Consider the following 16,571-nt stretch of genomic DNA (forward strand, 5'->3'; position numbering starts at 1 on the left):
ACGCGGCCAGCTTCGTGCGTTTGCATTGAATCGGTCCTTAACCCTCCCGGCCGGGGCTGAACGCGGGTCCAGTGGCGGCCCGAGATGGTCCGGCACCCGGGGCCTACGTTAACCTTTCCCCATGGTTGAACTCACCCTGCCAGGGCCGGCCGACGTGCTGGCCGCCGCGGCCCGCATCGCACCCCATGCCACGGTCACCCCGGTCCTGCGCTCGCGCGAGCTGGATGCGCTGGCCGGCGCCCGCCTGCACTTCAAGGCCGAGCACCTGCAGCGCGGCGGCGCGTTCAAGTTCCGCGGCGCCTGCAATGCGGTATGGGCGCTGGGCGAGGAACAGGCGCGCCACGGCGTGGTGACCCATTCCTCCGGCAACCACGGCGCGGCGCTGGCCCTGGCGGCACGCTCGCGCGGCATTCCCTGCCATGTGGTGGTGCCGGAAGGCGCGGTGGCGGCCAAGCTGGCCAACATCGCCCGCCATGGCGCGACCCTGTGGCGCTGCGCGCCGACCCAGGCCGCGCGCGAGGCTGAGTGCGCGCGGGTGCAGCAGGAAACCAGGGCGACGCTGGTCCACCCCTATGCCGACATGCAGGTGATCGCCGGGCAGGGCACGGCGACGCTGGAACTGCTGCGCCAGGCCGGCACGGCGCTGGATGCGGTGGTGGTGCCGGCCGGCGGCGGCGGGCTGGCCTCCGGCACCCTGCTGGCGCTGCGCCAGGCGGCGCCGGACTGCGAGCTGGTGCTGGCCGAGCCGGCCGGCGCAGCCGACACCGCGCGTTCGCTGGAAGCCGGGCGGCGGCTGGTCGATTTCGTACCCGACACCGTCTGCGACGGCCTGCGCGGCGCGCTGGGTGAACCCAATTTCGCGTTGCTGCATGGCAGCGCCACGGTCGTGACCGTGGATGACGCCGCCACCGTGGCGGCGATGCGCCTGCTGTGGCAGGTGCTCAAGCAGGTAGTGGAGCCCTCGTCGGCCACGGTGCTGGCGGCGGTGCTGGCGCAGCCGCAGCGCTTTGCCGGGCGCAACGTGGGCCTGGTCCTGTCCGGCGGCAACGTCGACCTGGACGCGCTGCCGTGGATGGGCGCGTGAGCCGCAAGCGCGCCGGCCTGTTCGATTGGCTGTGGCGCCTGTGCGTGCTGGTGCTGCTGTGGCTGCTCGGCGTGGCGGCGTGGATCATCTGGGTCGGCGACCGCGACCAGGCCGCGCCGGCCGACGCGATCATCGTGCTGGGCGCGGCGGCCTACGACGCCAAGCCGTCGCCGGTGTTCGAGGAGCGCATCCGCCATGGGCTGGACCTGTACCGGCAGGGCTATGCGCCCAAGCTGATCTTCACCGGTGGCTTCGGCGGCACCGGCGCGCGTTTCTCCGAATCGCAGGTGGCGCGCCGCTATGCGCTGAAGCAGGAGATTCCCGCCACGGACATCCTGATCGAGAACCGCTCGCGCACCACGCGGCAGAACCTGGTCGAGGCCAAGCGGCTGATGGATGCGCATGGCATGCGCCGCGCCATCCTGGTCAGCGACCCGCTGCACATGGCGCGCGCGCTGCGCCTGTCGCGGGAACTGGGCATCGATGCACTGGCCTCGTCCACGCCGAGCACGCGCTTCCGCAGCTTCCACACCAGCTGGCGGTTCCTGGCGCAGGAAATCTATTTCTTCCACCGCGACCTGTTCGCCGGCGCCACCTGAGCGCCGCCGCTCTTCGAGAAATCCCATGAGCCACGACGTTTCCCCCGCGCAGCAGCAGGCCATCGACCTGGTCCGCGGCTACTACGATGCCTTCAACCGCGGCGACTGGGCCGGAATGCTGGAGCGTCTGAGCGCTGACGTGGCGCACGACCTGAACCAGGGCACGCGCGAAAGCGGCGTCGAGGCGTTCGCCGCGTTCCTGCAACGCATGGACGCCAGCTATCGCGAACAACTGCGCGACGTGGTGGTGATGGCCAGCCTCGATGGCACCCGCGCCGCTGCCGAATACGTGGTGCACGGCGAGTACCACCACACCGACGAAGGCCTGCCGCCGGCCAACGGCCAGCGCTACGTGCTGCCCGGCGGCGCGTTCTTCGACCTCCGGGACGGCCGCATCGCGCGCGTCAGCAACTACTACAACCTGCAGGACTGGATCGCGCAGATAGGCGGTTGAAGGTAGAGCGGGGCAACGCCCCGCTGGGGCTTTACCGGGCAAGCCCCGCCGGGCGTTGCCCGGCGCTACAAAGCGCTTCGCTCTTCCAGGACGGGATCGCGCGGGTAGGTGGCTGAATGTAGAGCGGGGCAACGCCTCGCTGGGGCTCTACCGGGCAGGCTCCGCCGGGCGCTGCCCGGCGCTACAAACCGCTGCGATCCGCTCCCTTCAGGACGGGATCGCGCGGGTAGGCGGCTGAAGGTAGAGCGGGGCAACGCCCCGCTGGGGCTCTACCGGGCAAGCCCGCCGGGCGCTGCCCGGCGCTACAAAGCGCTGCGATCCGCTGAGGCATTCCCGGCAGGCGTCTTCGCGCTGCCGTGGGGTGGCCCCGCGTCTACGGACTCTGTGGCTTGCGCCGGATCGGAATGGCCGACACCGGTACTGCGGCGATGTCGTGGCCGTGCTCGCGGATCGGCGCGCCCGGCTCCGGCGCCCAGGCGTGGGCGTAGATGACTTCCCAGCTGCTGGGAAGTTTGCCGTCGGGCCGGCGCAGCGGTTCATAGGCCGCCTGCGCGGCGTTGAAGCGGCCGCGCCCGGTGAGCGTGTGGCGGCGTTCGCTCAGCGCGTTGGTCGCACCGATGGCCTTGAGTTCGCGCATCAGCGCCGGCAGGCCGTCGTAGGTGAGGGTGAACAGGTCGCGGTCCAGCACCGGGTCGCGGAAGCCGGCCATCATCAGCGCGTCCCCGAACTGCGCGATCTGCACGAAGCGGCTCACGTGCGGGGTGGCGTCGGCCTGTGCGAACGCCTCGCGCAGCTCGATGAGCGTGTCCGGGCCGAAGGTGGAGCACACCAGCAGGCCGCCGGGCTTGAGTACGCGGCGGAAGCCGGCGAACACCGACGGCAGGTCTTCCACCCACTGCAGGCACAGGTTGCTGAAGATCACGTCCACGCTGTTGTCGGCCAGCGGCAGCGCCCGCGCATCGGCGCATACGCGCGAGAACGGGCGCCACCAGCCGGCCTGCTTCTTCGCTTCGGCCAGCATCGGCAGGGCCAGGTCCAGCGCGATCACCTGCGCCTTGGGCCAGCGCTTCTTCATCGCCGCGGTCGAATGCCCCGGGCCGCTGCCGACGTCCAGCACCACCTGCGGCTGCCGCTGCTCCAGGTAGTCCAGCGATTCCAGCAGGCGTTTTGCGACCTCCTGCTGCAGCACGGCGGCGGCATGGTAGCGGGAGGCGGCGCGCGAGAAGGCGCGGCGGACGTGCTTGGCATCGAACAGGGAAGGCATGGGAATACGCGCTTGCAACAGGGTCAGAAGGTACCGGGGTAGGCGCCGCCGTCGAGCAGCAGGTTCTGCCCGGTGATGTAGCCGGCATGCGCACTGCACAGGAAGGCGCAGGCGGCGCCGAATTCGTCGGGCGTGCCGAAGCGGCCGGCGGGGATGCCGGCGCGGCGGCGCGCGGCCACCTCGTCCAGCGGCTGCTGCTGCCTTTGCGCGCTGGCCTGCAGCGTGCCGCGCAGGCGGTCGGTGTCGAACGCGCCCGGCAGCAGGTTGTTGATCGTGACGTTGCGCGCCAGGTGGGTGCGTGCGACGCCGGCGACGAAGCCGGTCAATCCCGAGCGCGCGCCGTTGGACAGGCCGAGAATGTCGATCGGCGCCTTCACCGAACTGGAGGTGATGTTGACCACGCGGCCGAAACCGCGCGCGGCCATCGCATCGACGGTGGCGCGGATCAGCTCGATCGGGGTGAGCATGTTGGCGTCCAGCGCGGCCAGCCACCGTTCGCGGTCCCAGTCGCGGAAGTCGCCTGGTGGCGGGCCGCCGGCGTTGGTGACCAGGATGTCCACCTGCGGGCAGGCGGCGAGCGCGGCGGCGCGGCCGGCGGCGGTGGTGATGTCGGCGGCGACGGCGACGACCTGGCCGGCACCGGGAAGGGCGCGCAGTTCCATCGCGGCCGCTTCCAGCGCGTCGGCGCCGCGGGCGACGATGGCCACGTTGGCGCCTTCGCCGGCCAGTGCGCGCGCGCAGCCCAGGCCAAGCCCCTTGCTGGCGCCGCAGACCAGTGCCCAGCGCCCGGCGATTCCAAGATCCATCGGTCTACTCCCGGTGTGTTCGGTGGCCGCACATGATCGGCGATGCGCGCACGCGGCGGCTCACATGCAGTCCGCAACGAAGCGTTGCAGCAGCCCGGCGACGTGGTCGGCGTGGCCGAGGAACGGCGCATGGCCGCCGCCGTCGATGGTATGCGCGGCGTGCCGGCCGGCCGGCGCCAGCGCCGCGGCGCTGTGCATGGCCTTGGCGGGGACCAGCCGGTCGCGCTGGCCGCCGATCCACAGGCCGGGCGTGCGCAGGCCGGGCAGGGCGCCGCGCAGGTCGCTGCGGTCCAGCAGGGCGAGGCCTTCGTGCAGGGCGCGCGGCGCCGGTTCGCCGCGCTCGACCAGGGCATCGCGCAGGGCGCGCAGTTCGCTGCGCGCGTGCTGCGAGCCCATCACGTCCAGCGCGAGGAAGCGTTCCAGCGTGCCGCGGTAGTCCTGCTCCAGGTCCTGGCCGAACTGCTCGAACACGCTGCGGTCCACTGCGTCGGGCCAGTCGGCATCGCGCACGAAGCGTGGCGTGGCGGCGAGCATCGCCAGCCCGCGCACCTGCGGCAGCGTGGCCGCGGCGTGCAGCGCCACCAGCCCGCCCAGCGACCAGCCGCACCACACCGCCGGCGGCGTGGCGGCGGCGATGGCGTTGACCAGGTAGGGCAGGCGCAGCGGGGTGGTGTCGTCGCGGCTGAAGCCGTGGCCGGGCAGGTCCACCACGTGCAGCTGGAACTGCGGCGACAGGCGCTCCACCAGCGGCGCGAAGATGCCGCCGTGCAGCGCCCAGCCGTGGATCAGGACCAGTGCCGGGCCGGTGCCGGTGACGTCGATATGCATGCGTGGACGATGTGCTTCAGGCGCTGACGGTGTTCAGCGACTGCTCGTAGGACAGCAGGTCGCGCGCGCGGGCGGTGGCATCGACCAGCGCCTTGACCTGCTCGACGGTGTGCAGCGCCGAGAGCGTGATGCGCAGCCGTGCCTTGCCTTCGGGCACGGTCGGCGGGCGGATCGCACCGACCAGGAAGCCGGACTGCTCCAGCGCGGCGCCCAGCGCCATCACCGTGGCCTCGTCGCCGCACAGCAGGGGCTGGATCGGCGTTTCCGAAGGCATCAGTTCCAGCCCGTTGCGGCGCGCGCCGTCGCGGAAGGCGGCGATCAGCTCGACCAGCTTCTCGCGGCGCCAGTGGTCGCGGCGCGCCAGCTTCACCGCCGCCAGCGAGGCGGCGGCCTGCGCCGGCGGCAGCGCGGTGGTGTAGATGTAGGGGCGCGCGGTTTCGGCCAGGTGCTGGATCAGGCTTTCCTCACCCAGCACCACCGCGCCATGGCCGCCCAGCGCCTTGCCCAGCGTGGCCAGCTGCAGCGGCACTTCGTTCACGCCCAGCCCGGCGTCGGCCACGCAGCCGCGGCCGTGTTCGCCGACCACGCCGATGCCGTGCGCGTCGTCGACATAGAACAGCGCTTCCTGCATGCGCGCCACCAGCGACAGCGAGCGCAGCGGGGCGATGTCGCCGTCCATGCTGAACACGCCATCGGTGGCGAGCATGGCCGCGCCGTCGGCGGCGTTCTTCAGCTGGCGCATGGCGCCTTCGCTGTCCAGGTGCGGGTAGCGGCGCAGGCGGCAGCCGGCCAGGCGCGTGGCGTCGAGCAGGCTGGCGTGGTTGAGACGGTCCTGCACGCAGACGTCGCTGTCCTCGGACAGCAACGCCTGCTGCACGGCGAGGTTGGCCATGAAGCCGCTGTCGAACAGCAGTGCGCGCGGATAACCGAGCCAGTCGGCCATCTCGCGTTCCAGTTGCTCGTGCAGCACGTGGTGGCCGCAGACCAGGTGCGAGGCGGTGCTGCCGGCGCCTTCGCGGCCGGCGGCGTCCTGCAGCGCGGCGACCACTTCGAACTGCTGCGACAGGCCCAGGTAATCGTTGCTGCAGAAGCCGGTGAGCCACTTGCCGCCGACGTCCAGGCGCACGCCGTCGCGGCGGGCGACGCTGCGGCGGACGCGGATGCGCCCCTGCGCTTCGCGCAGCTTGCGCTGGTCCTGCAGGCGGGCAAGGAGGTCGGGGCGGGCCATGGCGTCAGTTCATGGGCGGGTGGGTGGCTAGCGTAACCGGTTGCCGGTGGAACCGCTTGCGGGGCGGGTTCGGCGCAGGAACGCTGCTTGGCGCGCGAGGGGCTCTACCGGGAAAGCCTCATCGCGCGGTAAGCGGCGCTCCTGCGGTCAGGCCGCGCAGCCGCACTGCGGGGCGATGTCCAGGTGCACCGTGCCGGGATGGTCGTGGTCGTCGGCATCGACGTTCACTTCCATCGGGCGGATGCCCAGCCGCGCGAACAGCGCCTGGTCGCGTGCGGTGTCCGGGTTGCCGGTGGTCAGCAGCTTCTCGCCGTAGAAGATGGAGTTGGCGCCGGCGGCGAAACACAGCGCCTGCAGCTCGTCGCTCATGCTCTCGCGCCCGGCCGACAGCCGCACCATCGAGCGCGGCATCGCGATACGCGCCACCGCGATCATGCGCACGAACTCGAACGGATCCAGTTCGGCGCTGCCGTGCAGCGGCGTGCCGGCGACCTGCACCAGGCGGTTGATCGGCACCGAATCCGGGTGCGCCGGCAGGTTGGCCAGCGCCAGCAGCAGGCCGGCGCGGTGCCCGCGGGTCTCGCCCATGCCGACGATGCCGCCGCAGCAGGTCTTCAGGCCGGCGTTGCGCACGTGTTCGAGCGTATCGAGCCGGTCCTGGTACTGGCGGGTGTGGATGATCGAGTCGTAGTAGTCCGGCGCGGTGTCGAGGTTGTGGTTGTAGTAGTCCAGCCCGGCGTCCTTGAGCGCGCGGGCCTGGTGGCCTTCGAGCATGCCCAGGGTGGCGCAGGTCTCCAGGCCCAGCGCCTTCACCTCGCGGATCATCGCCGCCACCTTGGGGATGTCGCGGTCCTTGGGCGAGCGCCACGCCGCGCCCATGCAGAAGCGCGAGGCGCCGGCCTGCTTGGCGGCGCGGGCGCGGGCGACCACGCTGTCGGTGTCCATCAGTTTCTGCGCGTCCACGCCGGTGTCGTAGCGCTGCGCCTGCGGGCAATAGGCGCAGTCTTCCGGGCAGCCGCCGGTCTTGACCGACAGCAGGGTGGAGACCTGCACCTGGGCCGGGTCGAAATGCTCGCGGTGCACGCTGGCGGCGCGGAACAGCAGTTCGGGGAAGGGCAGGTCGAACAGCGCCAGCAGTTCCTCGCGGCTCCAGTCGTGGCGGATGACGGCAGACATGGGTGTTTCCTGACAGATCGGGCAACGGAAGCGGGGCAGTCTGGTGAGCATGCATGCCGCTGTCAACAAATCGCTTTCCAGTTGGGTTTACAGGGTGGGCGGGCGGCTGTCCGACCTGCTGTTCCCGCCGGTCTGCCTTGTATGCGGGGAACCGGGCCAGCCCGGGCGCGACCTGTGCCCGGCCTGCGCCGCCGCCCTGCCATGGCTGGAAAGCGCCTGCCGCGGCTGCGCCCTGCCGCTGCCGGCCACCGAGCCGGGCGATGCGCTGTGCGGTGCCTGCCGTCCGGGACGTTCGCCGCTGACGGAAGTCCATGCCGCCTTCCTGTATGCGGCGCCGATGGATGGGCTGCTGCGCCGCTTCAAGTTCCACGGCGATCTTGCCGCCGGGCGCCTGCTGGCGCAGCTGATGCACGCGCCGCTGGCGGCCGTCGAGCGGCCGCAGGCCCTGGTGCCGGTGCCGCTGCACCTGTCGCGCCTGCGCCGGCGCGGCTACGACCAGGCGCTGGAACTGGCGCGGCCGCTGGCCCGCGCGCTGCGCCTGCCGATGCTGGCCGGGCTGCGCCGTACCCGCGCCACCGCGGCGCAGTCGGAACTGGACGCGGCTGCCCGCCGCCGCAACCTGCGCGCGGCCTTCGCCGCCCGCGGAACGCTGCCGGCGCACGTGGCCCTGGTCGACGACGTGATGACCACTGGCGCCACCCTGCAGGCCGCTGCCCGCGCGCTGCGCCGGGCGGGCGTGGCGCGGGTCGATGCCTGGGTCTGCGCGCGGGTACCGTGAACACGGCGGGATGACGTCCCGCTGCCTATGCTAGGCCGGTAGCGGCAATCCCTACGATCACTGCAAGGAGCGATGAGATGAGTGGCAACCCGAATTTCCCGTCCGGTGCGTTGTTCGGCGCGCTGTCCCGCCACTGGTGGGTGGTGCTGCTGTTCGGCCTGTTCGCGGTGGCCTTCGGCGTGCTGGCGCTGATGGCGCCGGTGCGCACCGCGGCGGTGCTGGCGATGTGGCTGGGCGTGATGGCGATCGTCGAAGGCGTGGTGGCGCTGGCCGCGGCCATCGGCGGCTCGGCGCCGGTATCGCGCGGCTGGGCGGTGTTCTACGCGCTGGTGTCCATCGCCTTCGGCGTGCTCGCCCTGCTCAACCCGCTGGCCACCGCGAGCGTGCTGCTGCTGTTCCTGGCGGCGTGGCTGGTGGTGGGCGGCATCTACCGCATCGTCTTCGCCATCCGCGTGCGCCGGCACATCCGCGGCGAATGGCTGCTGATCCTCAGCGGCCTGCTGGCGGTGGCGCTGGGCGTGATGTTCGCCCTCAACCCGCTGGGCGGGCTGATGGTCACCTCGCTGTGGATCGGCGCGATGGCGCTGGTCTATGGCGTGCTGCAGGTCGTGGTCGCGTTCCGCCTGCGCAGTCTGGGCAGGACCGCCGTCTGAGCCATCGGCACGGTCGTTCAAGCGTGCGGCCCGCCATGGGGCGGGCCGTTGCGTGTCAGTCCAGGTACTGGCTGGCGACGATGCCGGCGAACAGCGCGGCCCCGACCCAGTTGTTGTGCAGGAAGGCACGGAAGCAGGCCTCGCGCTCGCGCCGGCGGCACAGCCAGAATTCCCATGCCACCATCGCCGCGGCCACGCCCAGCCCGGCCCAGTACATCGTCCCGAGTCCGGCACGTTGTCCGACCAGCGCCATCGCGGCGAAGAACAGCGCGTAGAGGATGCCCTGGATCACCAGGTCCAGGTCGCCGAACAGGATGGCGGTGGAATGCGAGCCGACCTTCAGGTCGTCGTCGCGGTCGACCATCGCGTACCAGGTGTCGTAGGCGGTGGACCACAGGATGTTGGCCGCGTACAGCACCCAGCCCAGCGGCGGCACTTCGCCCTGCACCGCGGCGAAGGCCATCGGGATGCCCCAGCCGAAGGCCATGCCCAGATAGACCTGCGGCAGGTGGGTGTAGCGCTTGAGGTAGGGATAGGTGGCGGCGAGGAACACGCCGACGAAGCTCAGGCCGATGGTCAATGCGTTCAGGGTCAGCACCAGCGCGAACGCGGCCAGCATCAGCCCGGCGAACAGTGCCAATGCCTGGCGCCCGGAGACCGCGCCGGTGGCCAGCGGGCGATCCTTGGTGCGCTTGACGTGCGGGTCCAGCCAGCGGTCGGCGTAGTCGTTGATCACGCAGCCGGCCGAGCGGGTCAGCCACACGCCAGCGGTGAACACGAACAGCGTCCACAGCGGCGGCAACCCGCCGGAGGCCAGCCACAGCGCCCACCACGTCGGCCACAGCAGCAGCAGGGTGCCGATCGGGCGGTCGGCGCGCATCAGTTTCCAGTAGCTGGCCAGCCGCGAGGGCGTGGGCGCCGGCTCTTGTTCGTATCGTTCGTAACCCATGCGCACAGGTTACCAGCCGTGCCCGGCGCGCCGTTGCGGCGCGTGGTCGCGACGGGGGCAGACCTGCGCATGCATTTGCCGTTAGAATGCGCCTCCGCCCGGCAGCGCCGGTCGGCAGGGAGCCATGCGCTCCCGCTGCAACACACAACGCGCCCGTAGCTCAGCCGGATAGAGTAGTGGCTTCCGAAGCCATTGGTCGGGGGTTCGAATCCCTCCGGGCGCGCCATCTTTCGATGGCATATCGCGTGATTTCCCGCCTTCGCTCACAGCGCCCGCTCATGGCGCCCGGGTGCTTGGCGCCGCGCACGTTGCTGCATGCAGGCGCGGCACTCATCCTTCGAGTGCAGTTGCACCATCGACAAAGCCAACGAAGAAAGCCGGAGCGCCTGCAGCGATTCCGGCTTTTTTGTTGCCGTCGTCCGTGGCGGCGGAACTTCGCGCCCGCCACTGGCCCCGGCAACGCGATGGGTGTACAAATGTACACCCATGATCCCCGCCGACCTGCCACCGCAACGCGCCGCCGTCCTCGCCTTCCTGCGCGGGGAGCTGGCGGCCGGGCGCGCACCCAGCCTGGCCGAGATCGCCGCGGCCTTCGGCTTTTCCTCGCGCAATGCCGCGCAGAAGCATGTGCAGGCGCTGCTGGCCGAGGGCCTGCTGGAGCAGGTGCCGGGGCGCAAGCGTGGCCTGCGCCTGCCCGGCGGCGATGCCGACCTGCTGCCGCTGCCGGTACTGGGACGGGTGGCCGCGGGCCAGCCGATCGGCGCCGACATCGGCCTGGACCAGCAGTTCTGGCTGGACCGGCGGCTGTTCGCGCTGCGCCCGGACTACCTGCTGCGGGTGCAGGGCGATTCGATGATCGATGACGGCATCCTCGATGGCGACCTGGTCGGGGTGCAGCGCACGCCCGAGGCGCGCGACGGCCAGACCGTGGTGGCGCGCGTGGATGGCGAACTGACCATCAAGCGCCTGCAGCGCGGGCCAAAGCGCATCCGCCTGCTGCCGCGCAACCGCGCGCATGCGCCGATCGAGGTGCGGCCGGGGCAGGACTTCGCCATCGAAGGCGTTTACTGCGGGCTGGTACGCCCGGGTTGAATGGGCACGGTGGTCGCCCTCGACAGCCTGCTGGCCGCGCAGACGCTGTGGCATGCCGGGCGTGCGTCGGCCACGGCGCTGGGCGAGCCCACCGGCCATGCCGCGCTCGATGCGCTGCTGCCGCAGGGCGGCTGGCCGCGGCATGCGCTGACCGAACTGCTGCTGCCGGCCGATGGCGTGGGCGAACTGGCCCTGCTGCTGCCGACCCTGGCGCGGCTCAGCGAGGCCGGCGCGACGGTGGCGGTGGTGGCGCCGCCTTATGTGCCCTATGCCCCGGCCTGGCAGGCCGCCGGCGTGGCGCTGGAACAGCTGGAGATCGTGCAGGCCACGCCGCGCGATGCGCTGTGGGCGTTCGAGCAATGCCTGCGCAGCGGCGCCTGCGCCGCGGTGCTGGGCTGGCCGCTGCACGCCGATGCGCAGGCGCTGCGGCGGCTGCAGGTGGCGGCCGACAGCGGCCGGTGCCTGGGCTTCGCCCTGCGCGACCGCCGCCATGCCGCCAATCCCTCGCCGGCCGCGCTGCGCCTGGAGGCGGTGCGCGACATGCACGGCGGCAGCGCCTGGCAGGTGCGCAAATGCCGTGGCGGCCCGGCGCCGGCGCGCGCCTTCGCCCTGGCCACGCCCTGAGCCGCGGCCATGCTCTGGGCCTGTGTACTGTTGCCGCAGCTGGCGCTGGACGCCGTCCTGCGCCGTTGTCCTGATCCGCAGGCGCCACTGGCGCTGATCACCGGCCCGGCGCAGCTGCGCACCCTGCAGGCGGTCAATGCCGCCGCGGCCGCGGCCGGCGTGCAGGCCGGCATGCGCCTGACCGCCGCGCACGCGCTGCTGCCCGGGCTGGCCCTGGTCGAACACGATCCGCAGGCCGAACAGCGCTGGCAGCGTTTCCTCGCCGCCTGGGCCTACCGGCACAGTTCGCTGGTCAGCGCGCAGTGGCCCGGCTGCATCGTGCTGGAAGTGCGCGCCAGCTTCGCCCTGCTCGGGCCCTGGCCGCGCATCGAGGCGCGGCTGCGCGAGGAACTGGAGCTGCTGGGCTTCAGCCACCGCATCGGGCTGGCGCCGACCCCGCGCGCCGCGCAGGTGCTGGCCGGCCTGCGCGACGGCCTGGCGGTGACGCAGCCGGCGGCGATGGCGGCCCTGCTGGACCGCGTGCCGGTGCGCCGCGCGCGGTTGCCGGAGGATGGTGGCGAGCGCCTGCGGCACATGGGCATCGGTGACCTGCACACGCTGCGCGCGCTGCCGCGCGATGCCCTGCGCCGCCGCTTCGGCCTGCCGCTGCTGGAACACCTGGACCGTCTGTACGGCCAGGCTGACGACCCGCTGGCGTATTACGCGCCGCCGGATCACTTCGACGCGCGCCTGGAACTGGGCTACGAGGTCGAGAGCCATACCGCGCTGCTGTTCCCGCTGCGCCGCCTGGTCGGCGACCTGTGCACCTATCTGTCGGTGCGCGATGGCGGCGTGCAGCGCTTCGTGCTGCGGCTGGAGCACGAGGAAGGCCACAGCGACGTGGCGGTGGGGCTGCTGGCCGCCGAGCGCGAGCCGGCGCTGCTGTTCGAGCTGGTGCGCAATCGCCTGGAGCAGGTGCGGATCGGCCAGCCGGTGGTCGCGCTGCGCCTGCTGGCGCGCGAGCTGCCGCCGTTCGTGCCCGCCTCGCGCGACCTGTTCGATCCGCGCACGCGCCAGCAGCAACCATGGCCGCAGCTGCGCGAGCGCCTGCGTGCGCGGCTGGGCGATACGGCAGTGCATCGGATTACGCCGACCACCGATCCGCGCCCGGAACGTGCCTGGCGGCCGCTGCAGGGCGACGAGGGCCGCATCGGCGATGCGGCCCCGGGGCTGCCGCCGCGTCCGGCGTGGCTATTGCCGCAGCCGGTGCCGCTGCGCGATCCGCGCCCGCGCATCGTGTCCGGCCCGGAGCGGCTGGAAAGCGGCTGGTGGGACGGCGACGACGCGCGCCGCGACTACTACGTGCTGGAAACCTCGCAGGGCCAGCGCGCCTGGGCATTCGCGCCGCCGGGCGAGCGGGGCGGCTGGATGCTGCACGGGTGGTTCGCATGAGCCGGCGCGAAGCGCGCGACTCGCATGCCGGCACCCGCGCGCCGCGCGCCTGGGAAGTGGCGCAGCGGCTGGGCCGCGAAGCCGCCAACGACGGCGCGCCCGGCGAGGAAAACCTGCCGGCCTACGCCGAACTGCACTGCCTGTCCGACTTCTCCTTCCTGCGCGGCGCGGCCAGCGCCGAGGAGCTGTTCGCGCGTGCGCGCGACTGCGGCTACGAAGCGCTGGCGATCACCGACGAGTGTTCGCTGGCCGGCATCGTGCGCGCCTGGGAAGCGGCGCGCGCCAGCGGCGTGAAGCTGGTGGTCGGCAGCGAATTCGCCCTTGCCTGTGGCCTGCGCTGCGTGCTGCTGGTGGAAACCGCCGCCGGCTACGCACGGCTGTGCGAACTGATCACCCGCGGCCGCCGCGCTGCCGGCAAGGGCGATTACCTGCTCGGGCGTTCCGACGTGGAAGCGGTGCTGGAAGGCATCGATCCGGAGGCCTCGGGCCTGTTCGCGCTGTGGCTGCCGGGTGCGGAGCCGCAGGAGGAGCAGGGCCGCTGGCTGCAGGCGTGGTTCGGCGCGCATGCGCACCTGGCGGTGGAACTGCACCGCGAGCAGGACGACGACGCGCGGCTGCAAGGACTGCTGGCGTTGGCCGATGCGCTGCGGATGACGCCGCTGGCCAGCGGCGACGTGCACATGGACGTGCGCCGCCGCCGCATGCTGCAGGACACGATGACCGCCATCCGCCACAACCTGCCGCTGGCCGACTGCGGCGCGCACCTGTTCCGCAACGGCGAGCGCCACCTGCGCACCCGCCGCGCACTGGGCAACATCCATCCGCCCGCGCTGCTGGACAACGCGGTGCGGCTGGCGCGCCGCTGCAGCTTCGACATGAGCCAGCTGCAGTACCGGTACCCCACCGAGCTGGTGCCCGCCGGGCATACGCCCACCAGCTGGCTGCGCGAGCTGACCGGACGCGGCATGCGCGAACGCTGGCCGGAGGGAACGCCGCCCGATGTCGCCCGGCAGATCGAGGACGAGCTGGAGCTGATCGCCTACAAGCAGTACGAGGCCTTCTTCCTGACCGTGCAGGACATCGTGCGTTTCGCCAAAGAGCGCGGCATCCTGTGCCAGGGCCGCGGTTCCTCGGCCAACTCGGCGGTGTGCTTCGCGCTGGGCATCACCGTGGTGAATCCGGCCGAAAGCCGGCTGCTGATGGCGCGTTTCCTGTCGCGCGAGCGCGACGAGCCGCCGGACATCGACGTGGACTTCGAGCACGAGCGGCGCGAGGAAGTGCTGCAGTACGTTTACGGAAAATACGGCCGCCACCGCGCCGCGCTGGCGGCCACGGTGATCCGCTACCGCGGCAAGAGCGCGGTGCGCGACGTGGCCCGCGCCTTCGGCCTGCCGCCGGACCAGATCGCGCTGCTGGCCGGATGCCAGGGTTGGGGCAATGGCGAAGTGCCGATGGCGCAGCGGCTGCGCGAGACCGGCTTCGATCCGGACAATCCGCTGATCCGGCGGTTGATGGCGGTCACCGCGCAGCTGCGCGGCCATCCGCGCCACCTGTCCCAGCACGTGGGCGGCTTCGTGATCAGCGATGCGCCGCTGTCCAGTGTGGTGCCGGTGGAGAACGCGGCGATGGACGGGCGCACCATCATCCAGTGGGACAAGGACGACCTGGAGACGATGAAGCTGCTCAAGGTCGACTGCCTGGCGCTGGGCATGCTGACCTGCATCCGCAAGGCGCTGGCGCTGGTGGAGCGCCAGCGCGGCTACCGTATCGATCTGGCAGCGCCTGCCGACGACTCCCACACCTACGACATGATCGAGGCCGCCGACACCGTGGGCGTGTTCCAGATCGAATCGCGCGCGCAGATGAGCATGCTGCCGCGGCTCAAGCCCCGCTGTTTCTACGACCTGGTGATCGAGGTGGCGATCGTGCGCCCGGGGCCGATCCAGGGCGGCATGGTGCATCCCTACCTGCGGCGGCGGCAGGGCAAGGAGGAGGCGACCTGTCCGGAGGCGCTGAAGGAAATCCTCGGGCGCACCTGCGGCATTCCGCTGTTCCAGGAGCAGGTGATGGAGCTGGTCATCATCGCCGCCGATTACACCCCCTGCGAGGCCGATGTCCTGCGCCGTTCGATGGCGGCCTGGGGCCGGGGCGGCGACATGGAACCGCATCGCGTCCGCATCCGCGAACGGATGCGGGACAACAACTACTCCGACGAATTCATCGACCAGATCTTCGAGCAGATCAAGGGTTTCGGTTCCTACGGGTTTCCGCAGAGCCATGCCGCCTCGTTCGCCAAGCTGGTCTACATCAGCAGCTGGCTCAAGCGCCACGAGCCGGCGGCCTTCGCCTGCGCCCTGCTCAACGCGCAGCCGATGGGCTTCTATTCGTCCAGCGAGATCGTGCAGGACGCGCGCCGTGATGGTCGCGGTGGACGTCGCGGCGTGGAGGTGCGGCCGGTGGACGTGACCTGCAGCGGATGGGACAACACCCTGGAAGGCGGGCGGATGCGCCGCGGCAAGGACGACGACGCAGGACAGGCGGCCCTCCGCCTGGGCCTGCGCCAGGTGGCCGGACTGTCGGAAGCCGCGGCGTCGGCCATCGTCGCCGCGCGTGCCCTGCGTCCGTTCGCCGACGTGCGCGACCTGTGCCTGCGCGCCAACCTCGACGACCGGGTGCGGCGCGCGCTGGCCGAGGCCGGCGCGCTGCAGGCACTGGCCGGGCACCGTCACGCCGCGCGCTGGGAAGTGGCCGGCATCGAGCGGCAGCGGCCGCTGCTGCCCGGCAGTCCCGACGAGGACGCCGTCGTGCTGCCGGCGCCCTCGACCGGGGAGGACGCGCTGGCTGACTACCGCACGCTCGGCCTCACCCTCGGCGAACACCCGCTGTCGCTGCTGCGCGCGCGGCTGCGGCGCGAGCGCATGCTCGACATCGCCCAGGTCCGGCAACTGCCGCACGGTCGCGGCGCGCACGTGGCCGGCATCGTCGTGCAGCGGCAACGCCCGGGCACGGCCAAGGGCACGGTGTTCGTCACCCTCGAGGACGAACACGGCCCGCTCAACGTGGTGGTGTGGCAGGACCTGGCCGCGCGCCGGCGCAAGGTGCTGCTGGGCGCGCGGCTGATGGCGGTGCGCGGGCGCTGGGAACAGGTGGACGGCGTGCAGCACCTGATCGCCCGCGACCTGCACGACCTCAGCCACCTGCTGGGCGACCTGCAGACCCGCTCGCGGGATTTCCACTAGCGCGGCGCACGGCGAGTGCCGCGACGGGGCGACGCAGGCGATGCGCTACCTTCGCAGCGCCCGGCAGCGCCGACGGCCGGGCGCCGCATGCTTGCCCGGTTCCAGTGCGGAGTGACGTTGAACACCGCACGCTTGGCGGCCGCCGTCGGCATCGGTGCGGTACGCGGCGGGCCCGGGATCCGGCCGCACCTGCCGCTTCTCGCCTTCGGCCAGTGCCAGTTGCGCCTGCCCGCCCTGCAGCTGGGCCGGCAACGCGTCGGCACGCAGCGCCACGCCGGCCTGGATGGCGCTGCGCACGTGCGGTCGCTCGAAGCTCGCCGACAGCGGCCTTCGACCACCGCACGCTGTTCCAGGTCGAATCCTCCG

General features: G+C 72.0%; 16 protein-coding genes and 1 tRNA gene. 10 read left to right on the plus strand and 7 right to left on the minus strand.

The genetic code is table 11. The annotated features are described in order from the left end of the window. Positions 1-121 precede the first annotated feature (121 nt). From ABB22_RS07010 to ABB22_RS07020, 3 genes are read left to right on the plus strand one after another with little or no spacing between them, the layout of a single operon-like run. Complete coding sequence (locus ABB22_RS07010; RefSeq protein WP_055772969.1) at positions 122-1,084, plus strand: pyridoxal-phosphate dependent enzyme; 963 nt, start codon at positions 122-124, stop codon at positions 1,082-1,084. After that, the gene (locus tag ABB22_RS07015) at positions 1,069-1,683 is read left to right on the plus strand and encodes a YdcF family protein (protein WP_055772970.1); all 615 of its coding nucleotides are present in this window, start codon (positions 1,069-1,071) and stop codon (positions 1,681-1,683) included. The genes ABB22_RS07010 and ABB22_RS07015 overlap by 16 nt, the downstream gene beginning before the upstream one ends. A gap of 25 nt (positions 1,684-1,708) precedes the next feature. After that, complete coding sequence (locus tag ABB22_RS07020; RefSeq protein ID WP_055772974.1) at positions 1,709-2,137, plus strand: ketosteroid isomerase-related protein; 429 nt, start codon at positions 1,709-1,711, stop codon at positions 2,135-2,137. Between the two features lie 373 nt (positions 2,138-2,510). Here the strand turns inward: ABB22_RS07020 and bioC are convergent, their stop codons facing one another. The 5 genes from bioC to bioB form a co-directional block, all read right to left on the minus strand. Further along, the gene (bioC, locus tag ABB22_RS07025; RefSeq protein WP_055772976.1) at positions 2,511-3,401 is read right to left on the minus strand and encodes a malonyl-ACP O-methyltransferase BioC; all 891 of its coding nucleotides are present in this window, start codon (positions 3,399-3,401) and stop codon (positions 2,511-2,513) included. A gap of 23 nt (positions 3,402-3,424) precedes the next feature. Continuing rightward, a complete protein-coding gene (locus ABB22_RS07030; protein WP_055772979.1) occupies positions 3,425-4,207 on the minus strand; it encodes an SDR family oxidoreductase in 783 nt (260 codons plus the stop codon). A gap of 60 nt (positions 4,208-4,267) precedes the next feature. After that, a complete protein-coding gene (gene bioH / locus ABB22_RS07035) occupies positions 4,268-5,035 on the minus strand; it encodes a pimeloyl-ACP methyl ester esterase BioH (RefSeq protein WP_055772982.1) in 768 nt (255 codons plus the stop codon). Between the two features lie 16 nt (positions 5,036-5,051). Then, a complete protein-coding gene (bioF, locus tag ABB22_RS07040) occupies positions 5,052-6,263 on the minus strand; it encodes an 8-amino-7-oxononanoate synthase (RefSeq protein ID WP_055772984.1) in 1,212 nt (403 codons plus the stop codon). A gap of 147 nt (positions 6,264-6,410) precedes the next feature. Beyond that, positions 6,411-7,439, minus strand: coding sequence for a biotin synthase BioB (gene bioB, locus ABB22_RS07045; RefSeq protein WP_055772987.1), 1,029 nt, complete (start codon positions 7,437-7,439; stop codon positions 6,411-6,413). Positions 7,440-7,488: 49 nt separating this feature from the next. Between bioB and ABB22_RS07050 the strand changes: the two genes are divergently transcribed. Together ABB22_RS07050 and ABB22_RS07055 are read left to right on the plus strand one after the other, a co-directional pair. Then, the gene (locus ABB22_RS07050) at positions 7,489-8,217 is read left to right on the plus strand and encodes a ComF family protein (RefSeq protein ID WP_055773118.1); all 729 of its coding nucleotides are present in this window, start codon (positions 7,489-7,491) and stop codon (positions 8,215-8,217) included. Positions 8,218-8,294: 77 nt separating this feature from the next. Next, entirely contained in the window at positions 8,295-8,870 is a 576-nt protein-coding gene (locus tag ABB22_RS07055) for an HdeD family acid-resistance protein (protein WP_055772989.1), read from the plus strand. Between the two features lie 55 nt (positions 8,871-8,925). On the opposite strand, the gene ubiA is transcribed toward ABB22_RS07055, so the two are convergent. Beyond that, complete coding sequence (ubiA, locus tag ABB22_RS07060; protein WP_055772993.1) at positions 8,926-9,819, minus strand: 4-hydroxybenzoate octaprenyltransferase; 894 nt, start codon at positions 9,817-9,819, stop codon at positions 8,926-8,928. A 149-nt stretch (positions 9,820-9,968) separates the two neighbouring features. On the opposite strand from ubiA, the gene ABB22_RS07065 reads away from it, so the two are divergent. The 5 genes from ABB22_RS07065 (at position 9,969) to ABB22_RS07085 (ending at position 16,205) form a co-directional block, all read left to right on the plus strand. Beyond that, positions 9,969-10,045 (plus strand) — tRNA-Arg (locus ABB22_RS07065). A gap of 260 nt (positions 10,046-10,305) precedes the next feature. Further along, complete coding sequence (gene lexA / locus ABB22_RS07070) at positions 10,306-10,911, plus strand: transcriptional repressor LexA (protein WP_055772995.1); 606 nt, start codon at positions 10,306-10,308, stop codon at positions 10,909-10,911. Continuing rightward, complete coding sequence (gene imuA / locus ABB22_RS07075; RefSeq protein ID WP_055772998.1) at positions 10,912-11,535, plus strand: translesion DNA synthesis-associated protein ImuA; 624 nt, start codon at positions 10,912-10,914, stop codon at positions 11,533-11,535. It abuts the gene before it with no gap. A gap of 9 nt (positions 11,536-11,544) precedes the next feature. Then, positions 11,545-12,966 carry a Y-family DNA polymerase gene (locus ABB22_RS07080; protein WP_055773001.1) on the plus strand — a complete coding sequence of 474 codons (1,422 nt, stop codon included), beginning with the start codon at positions 11,545-11,547 and terminating at the stop codon, positions 12,964-12,966. Beyond that, the gene (locus ABB22_RS07085) at positions 12,963-16,205 is read left to right on the plus strand and encodes an error-prone DNA polymerase (RefSeq protein WP_055773004.1); all 3,243 of its coding nucleotides are present in this window, start codon (positions 12,963-12,965) and stop codon (positions 16,203-16,205) included. The genes ABB22_RS07080 and ABB22_RS07085 overlap by 4 nt, the downstream gene beginning before the upstream one ends. 45 nt (positions 16,206-16,250) lie before the next feature. Here the strand turns inward: ABB22_RS07085 and ABB22_RS07090 are convergent, their stop codons facing one another. Next, on the minus strand, positions 16,251-16,502 hold the full coding sequence (locus tag ABB22_RS07090) for a hypothetical protein (protein WP_055773007.1): 252 nt from the start codon (positions 16,500-16,502) through the stop codon (positions 16,251-16,253). Between the last annotated feature and the right edge of the window lie 69 nt (positions 16,503-16,571).

Origin of the sequence: Stenotrophomonas nitritireducens, assembly GCF_001431425.1 — a bacterium.
In the GTDB taxonomy this organism is placed as follows: Bacteria; Pseudomonadota; Gammaproteobacteria; order Xanthomonadales; family Xanthomonadaceae; genus Stenotrophomonas; species Stenotrophomonas nitritireducens.